The sequence below is a fragment of the Pseudomonas sp. MT3 genome (assembly GCF_054720805.1).
The window spans coordinates 288,064-302,251 of sequence record NZ_JBTVPY010000001.1; the positions used below are offsets into that span (position 1 = coordinate 288,064).

Sequence of the window (14,188 nt, forward strand, 5' to 3'; positions counted from 1 at the left end):
TCGGCGCGGCGCTCGTGGCACCACGCCACCTGTGACCGAGTCCCCCTCGGGGGAGAAACGATCCGGCGGGTCGGGGGCAGCCCCTCGCAAAAGACTGCCGCCCTCCCCGCCGTGGTCCCGTTCCTTAGCGCTTCTTGCGGTTGGCGATGTGGATGGCGTGGCCATTCACTGCCAGGGCCGCTTCGTGCAGCGCTTCGGACAGAGTCGGGTGGGAGAAGACCATCATGCCCAGGTCTTCGGCGCTGGTGCCGAATTCCATGCCGATCGCGCCCTGCTGAACCAGTTCGGCGGCGCTCGGGCCGATCACGTGGACGCCCAGTACGCGGTCGGTCTTGGCATCGGCGATGACCTTGACCAGACCGGTGGTGTCGTTGGCAGCCATGGCGCGGCCGCTGGCGGCGAACGGGAAGGTACCGACGTTGACTTCGACGCCTTCACCCTTGAGCTGCTGCTCGGTCTTGCCAACCCATGCGATTTCCGGGTGGGTGTAGATCACGGCCGGGATCAGGTCGTAGTTCATCTGGGCCTTGTGGCCGGCGATGCGCTCGGCAACCATCACGCCCTCTTCCGAGGCCTTGTGCGCCAGCATGGCGCCGCGAACCACGTCACCGATGGCGTAGACGCCCGGAACGCTGGTCTTGCAGTGGTCGTCGACGAAGATGAAGCCACGCTCGTCCAGGGTCACGCCGGAGTCAGCGGCCAGCAGGTCGGTGGTCACCGGGCGACGGCCCACGGCCACGATCAGCTTGTCGAAGGTCTCCTTCTGCTCGCCGTTGGCGTCGGTGAAGGTCACGGTGACCTGCTTCTTCTTGATCTCGGTGCCAGTCACGCGAGCGCCCAGGCGGATGTTCAGGCCTTGCTTGGTCAGGACCTTCAGGGCTTCCTTGGCGATCTGCTCGTCGGCAGCCGGGAGGAACTTGTCCAGGGCTTCCAGGACGGTGACTTCAGCGCCCAGGCGAGCCCAGACCGAACCCAGTTCCAGACCGATGACGCCGGCACCGATCACGCCGAGCTTCTTCGGTACACTCTGGAATTCCAGGGCACCGGTGGAGTCGACGATGATGTCGTCGGTCAGCGGAGCCGGCGGGATTTCGACCGGTTTGGAGCCCGAAGCGATGATGATGTTGTCGGCTTCCAGAACCTGGGTCTTGCCGTCCAGGCCGGTCACTTCGACCTGCTTGTTGGCCAGGACCTTGCCGTGGCCTTCGAAGGAGGTCACACCGTTGGCCTTGAACAGGGTAGCGATGCCGCCGGTCAGGTTCTTCACGATGTTGGCCTTGCGGGCAACCATCGCAGGAACGTCGATGGTGACGCCCTTGGCTTCGATACCGTGGACCGCGAAGGCCTCTTTGGCTTCGTGGTACTTGTAGGAGCTGTCCAGCAGCGCCTTGGACGGAATGCAGCCTACGTTCAGGCAGGTACCGCCGAGAGCGACCTTGCCCTCTTTACCGATGTACTTCTCGATGCAGGCGGTCTTCAGGCCGAGTTGGGCGGCACGGATGGCGGCTACGTAACCGCCGGGGCCGGCACCAATCACAACCACGTCGAATTTCTGGCTCATGTCTCAATCCTTATTCCGGTGAAGCGGACGGCCCCTTTCGGGGCCGTCGTGTAGTACGGGGCCGTCGTGTGAATTGACGTATCAGACGTCCAGCAGAAGGCGAGCCGGATCTTCCAGCAGGTCCTTCATGGTGACCAGGAAGCTTACCGCTTCCTTGCCATCGATCATCCGGTGATCGTAGGACAGCGCCAGGTACATCATCGGCAGGATCACCACCTGGCCGTTAACGGCCATCGGGCGTTCCTGGATCTTGTGCATGCCGAGGATGGCGGTCTGCGGCGGATTGACGATCGGAGTCGACAACAGGGAACCGAATACGCCACCGTTGGAAATGGTGAAAGTACCACCGGTCATGTCTTCGATGGACAGCTTGCCGTCTTTGGCTTTCTTGCCGAAGGTGGCGATGCCGTTCTCGATCTCGGCCAGGCTCATGAACTCGGCGTTACGCAGAACCGGTACGACCAGACCGCGGTCGCTGGACACTGCCACACCGATGTCCTGGTAGCCGTGGTAGACGATGTCGTTGCCGTCGATCGAGGCGTTGACACCCGGGAAGCGCTTCAGTGCTTCGGTGGCGGCCTTGACGAAGAAGGACATGAAGCCCAGGCGAACGCCGTTGTGCTTCTTCTCGAACAGGTCCTTGTACTTGTTGCGCAGGTCCATGATCGGCTTCATGTTGACTTCGTTGAAAGTCGTCAGCATGGCCATCGAGGACTGGGCCTCGACCAGGCGCTCGGCAACCTTGGCGCGCAGGCGGGTCATCGGTACGCGCTTCTCGACGCGATCGCCAGCGGCGAAGACCGGGGCCTCGGCAGCCGGAGCAGCGGCCTTGGCGGCCGGAGCGGCAGCCGGGGCGTTCTTCTTGGCTTCGACGGCAGCGACGACGTCTTCCTTGGTCACGCGACCGCCCTTGCCGGTGCCGGCCAGGCTGTTCGGGTCGATGCCGTTCTCTTCGGCCAGCTTGCGGGCGGCCGGCGAGAGGATGTTGTCGTCGCCAGCGGCGGCGGCCGGAGCAGCGGCGGCCGGAGCGGCAGCCGGAGCTGCTGCAGCAGCCGGAGCGGCAGCGGCAGCACCGCCTTCGCTCAGCTTGCCCAGCAGTTCGTTGGAAAGAACGGTGTCGCCTTCGTTCTTGACGATCTCGGCCAGGACGCCGTCGGCCTCGGCCAGTACTTCGATCACGACCTTGTCGGTTTCGATGTCGACGATCAACTCGTCACGCTTGACGGCTTCACCGACCTTCTTGTGCCAGGTTGCGACTGTGCCGTCGGCAACCGATTCCGGGAAGGTTGGGGCTTTGATTTCGATAGCCATTATGTGTGTTTCCTTAAATTCGGTATCAACTGCGCGTTGGCGTTAAACGGTGAAGGCGTCCTGCAGCAGTTTTTCCTGCTGCTCGGCGTGCATCGAAGCGTAGCCGCAAGCCGGAGCTGCCGAGCCTTCGCGGCCCGCGTATTCCAGGTTGAGACCTTTCTTGTGCGCGGCGATGACACGACGCATGTGGTGCTGCGAGCAGAACCAGGCACCCTGGTTCATCGGCTCTTCCTGGCACCAGACGATGTGCTTGAGGTTCTTGTACTGCGACAGCACCTCGGCCAGATCGTCTTCCGGGAACGGATAGAGCTGCTCGAGACGAACGATCGCGATGTTGTCGCGACCTTCGGCGCGGCGCTTCTCCAGCAGGTCGTAGTACACCTTGCCGCTGCACAGCACGATGCGGTCGACCTTTTTCGGATCCAGGTTGTCGATCTCGTTGATCACGGTCTGGAACGAGCCGTTGGCCAGATCTTCCAGGGTCGAGATGGCCAGCTTGTGACGCAGCAGCGACTTCGGTGTCATCACGATCAGCGGCTTGCGCAGCGGACGGATCACCTGACGGCGCAGCATGTGGTAGACCTGGGCCGGGGTGGTCGGCACGCAGACCTGGATGTTCTGCTCGGCGCACAGCTGCAGGTAACGCTCCAGACGCGCGGAGGAGTGCTCCGGACCCTGGCCCTCGTAACCGTGCGGCAGCAGCATGGTCAGGCCGCACAGGCGCTGCCACTTGGTCTCGCCGCTGGTGATGAACTGGTCGATCACGACCTGCGCACCGTTGGCGAAGTCACCGAACTGGGCTTCCCAGGTCACCAGCGCATTCGGCATGGTGGTGGCATAGCCGTATTCGAACGCCAGTACGGCTTCTTCCGAGAGGTAGGAGTCGTACAGGCTGACGCGCGGCTGGCCGTCGAACAGGTGAGCCAGCGGGATGTAGACCGAGTCGTCCTTCTGGTTGTGCAGCGCCGCGTGGCGGTGCGAGAAGGTGCCGCGGCCGACGTCCTGACCGGTCATGCGCACCGGATGGCCCTCGAACAGCAGGGTGGCGTAGGCCAGGTTCTCGGCGAAGCCCCAGTTGATGGGCATGCCGCCGGCCGCCATCTTGGCGCGGTCTTCGTAGATCTTCTGCACCTGACGCTGCATGACGAAGCCGTCCGGAGTCTCCAGCAGCTTGGTGGAGAGTTCCTGCAGGGTCTTCAGGTCGAAGCGGGTGTCGTGACGCGCGGTCCAGGCATGGCCCACGTAGGGACGCCAGTCGACGAAGAGCTCCTTGTTGGGCTCCTTGACCAGGCTTCTTACCACGTGCAGGCCGTTGTCCAGGGCGTCGCGATACTCGTCGACTTTCTCCTGGGCCTGCTCGGTGGTCTGCACGCCGGCTGCGATCAGCGCATCGGCATACAGGTCACGGGTGGTGCGCTGCTTGGCGATCTGCTGGTACATCAGCGGCTGGGTGCCGCTCGGCTCGTCGGCCTCGTTGTGGCCGCGACGGCGGTAGCAGACCAGGTCGATGACCACGTCACGCTTGAACTGCATGCGGTAGTCGACGGCCAACTGGGTCACGAACAGTACCGCTTCCGGATCGTCGCCGTTCACGTGGAAGATCGGCGCCTGGATCATCTTCGCCACGTCGGTCGCGTACTCGGTGGAACGAGCATCGTCCTGGCGGCTGGTGGTGAAGCCCACCTGGTTGTTGATCACGATGTGGATGGTGCCGCCCGTCTTGTAAGCACGGGTCTGCGACATCTGGAAGGTTTCCATGACCACACCCTGCCCCGCGAAAGCGGCATCGCCGTGGATGGAGATCGGCACGACCTTGTCGCCGCTGCCGTCCTTGCGACGGTCCTGGCGGGCACGTACCGAGCCCTCGACCACCGGGGAAACGATCTCCAGGTGCGAGGGGTTGAACGCCAGGGCCAGGTGGACTTCGCCGCCAGTGGTCATGACGTTGGAGGAGAAGCCCTGGTGATACTTCACGTCACCCGAGCCCAGCTCGACCAGTTTCTTGCCTTCGAACTCGTCGAAGAGGTCGCGCGGGTTCTTGCCCAGGGTATTGACCAGGACGTTCAGACGGCCACGGTGGGCCATGCCGATGACGATTTCCTTGACGCCGTAGGAGCCGGAGCGCTGGATGATCTCGTCGATCATCGGAATCAGGCTCTCGCCGCCTTCCAGGCCGAAGCGCTTGGTGCCCGGGTACTTGGTGCCCAGGTACTTTTCCAGGCCTTCGGCAGCGGTCAGGCGCTCGAGCAGGTGAGAGCGGGCGTCGGCGGAATATGTCGGACGGCCGCGCACGCTTTCCAGGCGCTGGGCGAACCAGTGGCGCTGCTCGGAGTCGACGATGTGCATGAACTCGGCGCCGATGGTGCTGCAGTAGGTCTGCTTCAGCGCATCGAGGATTTCACGCAGGGGGGCTTCTTCCTTGCCGATGTAGAGCTCACCGGTACGGAAGGTGGTGTCGAGGTCTGCAGCAGTGAGCCCGTAGTGTTCGAGCGACAGGTCGGAGGGAGCGGTACGCACCCAGAGACCCAGCGGATCGAGCGACGCTGCCTGATGTCCACGCAGACGGTATGCCAGGATCAGACGCAGGACTTCGACCTGCTTCTTCTCGTGCTCGGTGCTTACGCTGCCAGCGGAAACAGGCGCGGCGCGGCGCTGGTTCCTGGCCAGGAGTACGAAATGATCACGGATAGAGGAATGCGAGACGTCGGGGGCAGGATTGCCGTCGGCGGGGAGCTTCTGGAAGTACGTGCGCCACTCTTCTGGCACAGCGTTCGGGTCGTGCAGGTAGAGCTCGTAGAGCTCTTCGACGTAGGCAGCGTTTCCACCGGATAGATGGGCACTGTTCCACATCCGCTGCATTACGCTTTCGTGCATGCTTGGTCACCCTCGGTAAGGGGACTCCACCTGTGGAATCTCTGGCGCGAAGTCATACACAGCGACTTCAAGCCACCGATCCCCGCAGATAGTCCGGGTACCAGCCCGGATGCCCCTGCTGGTCATATATACGTTTTCAAAACAGGACCCCCGCTTTGTGGGCTTGGGTCCTAGGGACTGTACCGCCGGACAATGTTCCGGCGGTACAGGTGTCGCTCTTGCAATGATCTTTGGGCGCGAGGCCCTCGGATCAAGTGCCGCTCTGCAGCAGCATGTTACGGATGTGACCGATTGCCTTGGTGGGGTTCAGACCCTTCGGGCAGACGTTCACGCAGTTCATGATCCCGCGGCAGCGGAAGACGCTGAACGGGTCATCCAGGCTCGCCAGGCGCGCCTGAGTTTCGGTGTCACGGCTGTCGGCCAGGAAACGATAGGCTTGCAGCAGCGCGGCGGGGCCCAGGAACTTGTCGGGATTCCACCAGAACGACGGGCAGGAGGTCGAGCAGCAGGCGCACAGGATGCACTCGTACAGACCGTCCAGCTTCTCGCGCTCTTCCGGGCTTTGCAGACGTTCGATGGCCGGGGCTGCATATTTGTTCTGCAGGAACGGCTTCACGCTCTCGTACTGCCTATAGAAGATGCGCATATCGACGACCAGGTCACGGATGACCGGCAGGCCCGGCAGCGGACGCAGGACCAGCTTGCCACCCTTCAGGCCAGCGGCCGATAGGGGGGTGATGCAGGCCAGGCCGTTCTTGCCGTTGATGTTCATACCGTCGGAACCGCACACGCCTTCACGGCAGGAGCGACGGTAGGAGAAACCCTCGTCCTGTTCCTTGATCAGCGCCAGCACGTCCAGGACCATGATGTCCTTGCCGTCGGTATTGACCTGGAAGTCCTGCATGTAGGGCGCAGCGTCCTTCTCAGGGTTGTAGCGGTAAACACTCACTTGCAACATGGCGGGCACCCTTAGTAAGTACGAACCTTGGGTTCGAATGCCGGAACAGTTTTCGGCGCGAAGTTGACGGCACGCTTGGCTACACGCTTCTCACCCGGGAAGTACAGGGTGTGGCACAGCCAGTTCTCGTCATCGCGCTCCTCGAAGTCTTCACGGGCATGCGCGCCGCGGGACTCTTTGCGGGCTTCTGCCGCAATCGCAGTGGCTTCGGCCACTTCGAGGAGGTTCTGCAGTTCCAGCGCTTCGATACGCGCCGTGTTGAATGCCTGGCTCTTGTCGTTGATCTTGACGGTGGCGATACGCTCACGCAGATCAGCCAGCTGAGCGATACCTTTCTGCATGTACTCGCCGGTACGGAACACACCGAAGTAGTTCTGCATGCAGGATTGCAGCTCGCGCTTGAGCGGAGCGACTTCTTCGCCGCTGGTGCGCTCGTTCACGCCGTTCAGGCGCTTGAAAGCGGATTCCAGGTCGGATTCGGAAGCCTGGCGGTGCTCGATACCATCCTTGAGCGCCTTCTCCAGGTGCAGACCGGTGGCACGACCGAACACAACCAGGTCGAGCAGCGAGTTGCCGCCCAGGCGGTTGGCGCCGTGTACCGATACGCAAGCCACTTCGCCTACGGCGAACAGACCTTCGATGATCTGCTCGTTGCCGTTGGCATCGGTGGTCAGGGCCTGGCCATGAATGTTGGTGGCGACGCCGCCCATCATGTAGTGGCAGGTCGGGATGACCGGGATCGGAGCGACGACCGGATCGACGTGGGCGAAGGTCTTGGACAGTTCGCAGATGCCGGGCAGGCGGCTGTGCAGAACTTCTTCGCCGAGGTGGTCGAGCTTCAGCAGTACGTGGTCCTTGTTCGGGCCCACGCCGTTGCCGGCGATCACTTCTTTGACCATGGAGCGGGCAACCACGTCGCGGCCAGCCAGGTCTTTCGCGTTCGGAGCGTAACGCTCCATGAAACGCTCGCCGTGAGCGTTGATCAGGTAGCCACCTTCACCGCGGCAACCTTCGGTGACCAGTACACCGGCGCCGGCGATGCCGGTCGGGTGGAACTGCCACATCTCGATGTCCTGCACCGGCACGCCAGCGCGCAGGGCCATACCGATACCGTCACCGGTGTTGATCAGGGCGTTGGTGGTGGAGGCGTAGATACGGCCGGCACCGCCAGTGGCCAGGACCACGGCCTTGGAGCGGATGTAAACGGTGTCGCCGGTCTCGATGTCGATGGCGATGACGCCAACCACATGACCATCCTGGTTCTTCACCAGGTCAACGGCGTACCACTCATTAAGGAAGGAAGTACCGTTCTTCAGGTTGGCCTGATAGAGGGTGTGCAGCAGGGCGTGACCGGTACGGTCGGCCGCGGCGCAGGTACGGGCAGCCTGGCCACCCTTGCCGAAGTCCTTGGACTGACCACCGAACGGACGCTGGTAGATGCGGCCCTGCTCGGTACGGGAGAACGGCAGGCCCATGTGTTCCAGTTCGAACACGGCTTCCGGGCCGACGGAACACATGTATTCGATCGCGTCCTGGTCACCGATGTAGTCGGAGCCCTTGACGGTGTCGTACATGTGCCAGCGCCAATCGTCGTTCGGGTCGGCCGAAGCGATGGCGCAGGTGATGCCGCCCTGGGCGGATACGGTGTGCGAACGGGTCGGGAAGACCTTGGTCACCACGGCAGTCTTGTGACCGCCCTGGGCCAGTTGCAGCGCAGCGCGCATGCCGGCGCCGCCGCCACCAACGATGATGGCGTCGAAAGAAAGAGAGCGAATGCTAGCCATGGATCAGTTACCCCAGAGAATCTGCACACCCCAGACGAAGAATGCGAACATGGCCATGCCGCATACCGCCTGGACGAGGAAACGCACGACGGTCGCGGACTTGCCCAGCGCCATCGGAGTCAGGTAGTCGGTCGTGATAGTCCACATACCGACCCATGCGTGCACGCTCAGGGAAACCAGCGTCAACAGGCTGAAGATCTTCATCAGGCTGTGGGAGAACAGACCATGCCACTCGGCGTAGGAAATGCCCGGGTGCGCAATCAGGAAGCCCAGCAGGAAGAGGACATAAGCCGCGAGAACGACCGCGGAGACGCGCTGGACCATCCAGTCGTAGAGACCCGAACGCGACAAGTTAGTGACGTTAGTTACCATACCCATACCCCCGCCAGAACGATCAGCACCACTGCGACAGCGATGACGATTTTCGAACCACGCTTACCGCCTTCCAGTGTTTCGCCAATACCTGCATCCATGATGAGGTGACGAATACCGGCTACCAGGTGGTACAGCAGCGCAGACAGCAGGCCCCAGATCACAAGCTTGACCAACGGATTGGCCAGACACGCCTTCACCTGCTCGAAGCTTTCTTCCGAAGCGAGGGAACGATCCAGTGCGAACAGCAGCACTGCGATGCCCACGAACAGAATGACGCCAGAGATACGGTGGAGAATCGACGTGTAAGCAGTGATAGGGAGTTGGATGGTCCTTAGGTCTAGGTTTACGGGTCGTTTGCTATTCACGGCTTTTTTCACACTGAGAGCCCTTTTATGGATCAGGGCTAGTTGTCGGGAGGTGCACTTGTCAGGTACCCATCACCTTCGGGAGTGACAACCACCAATCAAGCGAGGCCGGACGGCCCTTGGCGGCTGGTCGCCGAGTATAGACAGTTAGGCCCCTAATGACAACGGAAAGACCTTCACCTAAGGACTAATTGCCGCACCCCCCGAAAAGGCGTAAACAGGCAATTTTTTTCGCCAAAACAGAGGCTTGGAGGAGCCGATCATGTCCGATTGTGCAAATTGACATTCGGATTTATCTCTCTATAGTGGTGCGGGCCCTGCGTGGGGGGTCGTACAGATGATTTCAAGCATAAATAGGAGGCCATCATGGCTGACAAAAAAGCGCAGTTGATCATCGAGGGCGCTGCCCCCGTCGAACTGCCTGTCCTCTCCGGCACGCTGGGTCCCGATGTCGTCGACGTGCGGGGCCTGACCTCCACGGGTCATTTCACGTTCGACCCCGGCTTCATGTCCACCGCCTCCTGCGAGTCGAAGATCACCTACATCGACGGTGACAAGGGTGTACTGCTTCATCGCGGTTACCCGATCGAACAGCTCGCCGAGAAGTCCGACTACCTGGAAACCTGCTACCTGCTGCTCAATGGTGAACTTCCGACTGCCGAGCAGAAGGAAAAGTTCGTCGGCACCATCAAGAACCACACGATGGTTCACGAGCAACTGAAGACCTTCTTCAACGGCTTCCGCCGGGATGCGCACCCGATGGCCGTGATGTGCGGCGTGATCGGTGCCCTCTCCGCCTTCTATCACGACTCCCTGGACATCAATAATCCGAAGCACCGGGAAGTCTCGGCGCATCGCCTGATCGCCAAGATGCCGACCATCGCTGCCATGGTGTACAAGTACTCCAAGGGCGAGCCGATGATGTATCCGCGCAACGACCTGAACTATGCAGAAAACTTCCTGCATATGATGTTCAACACCCCCTGCGAGACCAAGCCGATCAGCCCCGTGCTGGCCAAGGCGATGGACCGCATCTTCATCCTGCACGCCGACCACGAGCAGAACGCTTCCACCTCCACCGTGCGCCTGGCGGGTTCCTCGGGCGCCAACCCGTTCGCCTGTATCGCCTCGGGCATCGCCGCCCTGTGGGGACCGGCCCACGGCGGTGCGAACGAAGCCGTACTGCGCATGCTGGACGAAATCGGTGACGTATCGAACATCGAGAAGTTCGTGGCCAAGGCCAAGGACAAGAACGATCCGTTCAAGCTGATGGGCTTCGGCCACCGCGTGTACAAGAACTTCGACCCGCGCGCCAAGGTCATGAAGCAGACCTGCGACGAGGTTCTCCAGGAGCTGGGCATCAACGACCCGCAACTGGAACTGGCCATGAAGCTGGAAGAAATCGCCCGCCACGACCCCTACTTCGTGGAGCGCAACCTCTACCCGAACGTGGACTTCTACTCCGGCATCATCCTGAAGGCCATCGGCATTCCGACCAGCATGTTCACCGTGATCTTCGCCCTTGCGCGTACCGTGGGCTGGATCTCGCACTGGCAGGAAATGCTCTCCGGTCCGTACAAGATCGGCCGTCCGCGCCAGCTGTACACCGGCAGCGCCCAGCGCGACTTCGTGTCCCTCAAGGCCCGCTAAGCACTACGGCGCACGAGAAAAGGCCGCCTTCGGGCGGCCCTTTTTATTTGCGCGGGGCTCCGCCATTCCGTAGGAGCGAGCTTGCTCGCGAACAGCCCTCTGTAACACCAGCGTCAGGCGATTCGCGAGCAAGCTCGCTCCTACGAAGAACCTCACCGACGCGCTACGACAGGAGCGAAAAAGCCGCCCGTAGGCGGCTTTTTCATACAGCGGAACAACAGCGCCAGTTACTTCTCGGCAGCGCTGCGCAGGCCCTTCAGGGTGTTCATCGGCGCATCGACCACGAAGCTGTTGGCCAGCCAGGACGGAATGCTGCCACCCGGCTCGGTCTGTACCTGGTAGGTCACTTCGGTCACGCCGGCGCCCTTGGGAACCAGCTTCCATTCGCCGATCAGCTTCGGCACGCGGATTTCGCCCTTCTCTTCCGGGATATAGCTCGGCTCGGCCTTCATATGACGGATCAGGCTGCCATCGGCGGCCTTCTCGGTGGTGACGTGGATCACCACGTCGCGACCGGTCACCGGCCAGGGCATGTCGATCTTCGAGTAGGTCCAGGAATCGACGCCTTCGCTCTTGAGCAGGCGCATCTCGCCGCAGGCGTGGATCCATTTGCAGGAACCCTTGACGTCTTCCTGCAGGGCATTGATGGTCGCCACGTCGGCCTTGATATCGACGACGCCACGGTAGGCCTTGTACTTGGAGCCCGGCACGCTGCTCAGATAGACCTTGATGCCATCCTCGTCCTTCGCCAGCTGCCAGTCTTCCGCCATCGCGGTCCCGGTCAGCCCCATCACGGCGGTGGCCAACAAGGTCATACGCACTACACCACGCATCGTCTTACCTCACTTTATTCTTGGTTTGTCGGGCGCGGGCGCCCTTCGTAATCCGCGGTCTTGAGCGGAACGAACGTCAGTATGGCCCCTGAAATCGTGACTTCCAAGTCACTCAGGCAGCGGTGATCCGCTCCCATTCGGTGAGGATGAGCAGCGCCTGCTCGTTGCTCTGGCCGCAAGCCTCGGGATCGGCCTCGAAGGCGGCACAGACGGCTGGCCGCCGCGCATCCCCGAACAGCCGGCAGAGGTTGCGCTCGTCCAATTGCACGCAGCGCACACCGGCCGGCTTGCCATCAGGCATGCCGGGAATGGGCGAGGAAATCGACGGCGCGATGCAGCAGGCGCCACAGCCGATACGGCACTGCATTGGTGGGACTCTCGCTCGGACGGGAAGGCGGGTGGAAATCGGGCGCCGAGGATATAGCCCGCCGCGCTTGCCGCCAAGCCGGCCGGATCAGTGGGCATAACCGCCAACTGGCGCCCCTTTCTGTCCCGCCGCGCTTCCATTAGGCTTCGCACCCCCTCCGATGGAGCTCCTCCCCATGCCGGCCTGGCTGCAAACCGCCTTTCTCCTGGTGCTTTCCAACCTGTTCATGACCTTCGCCTGGTACGGCCATCTGAAGACGCTCAACACCAAGCCGTGGATCGTCGCGGCGCTGGTCAGCTGGGGGATCGCCCTGTTCGAGTACCTGTTACAGGTACCCGCCAACCGCATCGGCTACACCGTGCTGTCGGTCGGGCAACTGAAGATCATGCAGGAGGTGATCACCCTGGCGGTGTTCGTTCCGTTCAGCGTGTACTTCATGCAGCAGCCCTTGAAACTCGACTACCTGTGGGCCGGGCTGTGCCTGCTTGGCGCGGTGTACTTCATCTTCCGCGCCTGAGGCCGCACGGGTGCCTCCAGTCACGGGGCGGCACCCTCCCCGCTCAGGACGGTGAACCGTCCTTGAGACGGGTGATCAGGCTGGAGGTGTCCCAGCGCCCGCCACCGTCGGCCTGCACCTCGGCATAGAACTGGTCCACCAGCGCGGTCACCGGCAACTGGGCACCGTTGCGGCGCGCCTCGTCGAGCACGATGCCCAGGTCCTTGCGCATCCAGTCCACCGCGAAGCCGAAGTCGAAGCGCCCTTCCAGCATGCTCTGGTGGCGGTTTTCCAACTGCCAGGACTGCGCCGCGCCCTTGCTGATCACGTCCATAGCCGCCATGCCATCGAGGCCGGCGCTCCGGGCGAAGTGCAGCGCTTCCGACAAGCCCTGCAGCAGGCCGCCAACGCAGATCTGGTTGACCATCTTGGTCAACTGGCCGCTGCCCACCGGCCCCATCAGCCGCACCATCCGCGCGTAGACGGCAATCACCGATTCGGCACGGCCGAAGATCAGTGGATCGCCGCCCACCATCACCGTCAGCGAGCCGCCCTCCGCCCCAGCCTGACCGCCGGACACCGGCGCGTCGAGGAAGCCCAGCTCGCGCTCCGCCGCCAGCACCGCCAGCTCGCGGGCGACCTGCGCGGACGCCGTGGTGTGGTCGACCAGCACCGCGCCCGGCTGCATGCCCGCCAACGCACCGTCCTTGCCCAGCATCACGCTGCGCAGATCGTCATCGTTGCCCACGCAGCACATCACGAACTCGGCCCATTGCGCCGCCTCGCACGGGGTTGCCGCCGAACGTCCGCCGAACTGATCGACCCATTGTGCGGACCGCGCCGCCGTGCGGTTGTACACGCACACCTCATGCCCTGCGCGCTGCAGGTGGCCCGCGATGGGATACCCCATCACGCCCAGGCCGATGAAAGCGACTTTTGCCATGCCCTACCCCTCGCCGTCGAAAGCCGCAGAGCCTAGCACAGCGGTTTGCCGGTCCTGAAAAGCCCTTCCATACTCCGGAGAACTTCATCCGCGAGCATCCGCTATGCCCCACTGGCTGGTGATCGACTTGGAAGCCACCACCGAGGAAGGCGGCTGGCCGGTCGAGGAAATGGAAATCATCGAAATCGGCGCAACCCTCGTCGCCGAGGCCGACGGCCGCGAGCTGGACCACTTCCAGCGCTTCGTGCGGCCACAGCGCCGGCCACTGCTGACCAGCTTCTGCCGCGAACTCACCCACATCAGCCAGGCCAACGTCGATGCGGCGGCGCCCCTGCGCGAGGTCTGGCCGCAGTTCGAACGCTGGCTCGCGCAGCACAGCCCGCGCCTGGCCGGCTGGACCAGTTGGGGCGACTACGACCGTCACCAGTTGGAGATCGAATGGCGCCGCCAGCAACTGGACAGCCACCTCGCCCGCGTGCCGCACATCAACCTCAAGCAGCGCTTCGCCGAAGCCCGCCAGCTGAAACGTCCGGTCGGCCTGAACGCCGCGCTGCACCTGGCCGGCCTGCACTTCCAGGGACAACAGCACCGCGCCCTCGAGGACGCCCGCAACACCGCCCGCCTGCTGCCGCTCGCCCTGCCGGTCGCCAGTTGAACCCCGGTTTTCCGTC

General features: G+C 62.8%; 13 protein-coding genes. 3 read left to right on the forward strand and 10 right to left on the reverse strand.

The features are described 5' to 3' along the window. Positions 1 to 124: 124 nt before the first annotated feature. From lpdA to sdhC, 7 genes are all read right to left on the reverse strand, one after another. The gene (gene lpdA / locus ACYCAX_RS01220) at positions 125 to 1,561 is read right to left on the reverse strand and encodes a dihydrolipoyl dehydrogenase (RefSeq protein ID WP_015477517.1); all 1,437 of its coding nucleotides are present in this window, start codon (positions 1,559 to 1,561) and stop codon (positions 125 to 127) included. 81 nt (positions 1,562 to 1,642) lie between these two features. After that, positions 1,643 to 2,872: a 2-oxoglutarate dehydrogenase complex dihydrolipoyllysine-residue succinyltransferase gene (odhB, locus tag ACYCAX_RS01225; RefSeq protein WP_460247267.1), complete on the reverse strand. Its 1,230-nt coding sequence runs from the start codon at positions 2,870 to 2,872 to the stop codon at positions 1,643 to 1,645. A 42-nt stretch (positions 2,873 to 2,914) separates the two neighbouring features. Then, on the reverse strand, positions 2,915 to 5,746 hold the full coding sequence (locus tag ACYCAX_RS01230) for a 2-oxoglutarate dehydrogenase E1 component (protein WP_460247268.1): 2,832 nt from the start codon (positions 5,744 to 5,746) through the stop codon (positions 2,915 to 2,917). Between the two features lie 250 nt (positions 5,747 to 5,996). Beyond that, complete coding sequence (locus ACYCAX_RS01235; RefSeq protein WP_015477520.1) at positions 5,997 to 6,704, reverse strand: succinate dehydrogenase iron-sulfur subunit; 708 nt, start codon at positions 6,702 to 6,704, stop codon at positions 5,997 to 5,999. Positions 6,705 to 6,715: 11 nt separating this feature from the next. Next, positions 6,716 to 8,488 (reverse strand): succinate dehydrogenase flavoprotein subunit, encoded by a 1,773-nt coding sequence (gene sdhA / locus ACYCAX_RS01240; protein WP_015477521.1) that lies wholly within the window; start codon positions 8,486 to 8,488, stop codon positions 6,716 to 6,718. A 3-nt stretch (positions 8,489 to 8,491) separates the two neighbouring features. Further along, the gene (gene sdhD, locus ACYCAX_RS01245; RefSeq protein ID WP_259754399.1) at positions 8,492 to 8,860 is read right to left on the reverse strand and encodes a succinate dehydrogenase, hydrophobic membrane anchor protein; all 369 of its coding nucleotides are present in this window, start codon (positions 8,858 to 8,860) and stop codon (positions 8,492 to 8,494) included. After that, complete coding sequence (sdhC, locus tag ACYCAX_RS01250; RefSeq protein ID WP_162140831.1) at positions 8,854 to 9,240, reverse strand: succinate dehydrogenase, cytochrome b556 subunit; 387 nt, start codon at positions 9,238 to 9,240, stop codon at positions 8,854 to 8,856. Before sdhC ends, sdhD begins: the two co-directional genes overlap by 7 nt. A 354-nt stretch (positions 9,241 to 9,594) precedes the next feature. Here sdhC and gltA point away from each other — a divergent pair, with 354 nt between their 5' ends. Then, positions 9,595 to 10,878: a citrate synthase gene (gene gltA / locus ACYCAX_RS01255; protein ID WP_015477524.1), complete on the forward strand. Its 1,284-nt coding sequence runs from the start codon at positions 9,595 to 9,597 to the stop codon at positions 10,876 to 10,878. 227 nt (positions 10,879 to 11,105) lie between these two features. Here gltA and ACYCAX_RS01260 read toward each other — a convergent pair whose 3' ends face one another. Then, positions 11,106 to 11,711 (reverse strand): START domain-containing protein, encoded by a 606-nt coding sequence (locus ACYCAX_RS01260; RefSeq protein WP_086009563.1) that lies wholly within the window; start codon positions 11,709 to 11,711, stop codon positions 11,106 to 11,108. A gap of 112 nt (positions 11,712 to 11,823) precedes the next feature. Next, a complete protein-coding gene (locus ACYCAX_RS01265; RefSeq protein WP_015477526.1) occupies positions 11,824 to 12,078 on the reverse strand; it encodes a YkgJ family cysteine cluster protein in 255 nt (84 codons plus the stop codon). Between the two features lie 175 nt (positions 12,079 to 12,253). On the opposite strand from ACYCAX_RS01265, the gene ACYCAX_RS01270 reads away from it, so the two are divergent. Then, the gene (locus ACYCAX_RS01270) at positions 12,254 to 12,595 is read left to right on the forward strand and encodes a DMT family protein (RefSeq protein WP_015477527.1); all 342 of its coding nucleotides are present in this window, start codon (positions 12,254 to 12,256) and stop codon (positions 12,593 to 12,595) included. A 43-nt stretch (positions 12,596 to 12,638) separates the two neighbouring features. On the opposite strand, the gene ACYCAX_RS01275 is transcribed toward ACYCAX_RS01270, so the two are convergent. Beyond that, the gene (locus ACYCAX_RS01275; protein WP_294978488.1) at positions 12,639 to 13,517 is read right to left on the reverse strand and encodes an NAD(P)-dependent oxidoreductase; all 879 of its coding nucleotides are present in this window, start codon (positions 13,515 to 13,517) and stop codon (positions 12,639 to 12,641) included. 103 nt (positions 13,518 to 13,620) lie between these two features. Between ACYCAX_RS01275 and ACYCAX_RS01280 the strand changes: the two genes are divergently transcribed. Then, positions 13,621 to 14,172 carry a 3'-5' exonuclease gene (locus ACYCAX_RS01280; protein WP_015477529.1) on the forward strand — a complete coding sequence of 184 codons (552 nt, stop codon included), beginning with the start codon at positions 13,621 to 13,623 and terminating at the stop codon, positions 14,170 to 14,172. The last annotated feature ends 16 nt before the right edge of the window (positions 14,173 to 14,188 follow it).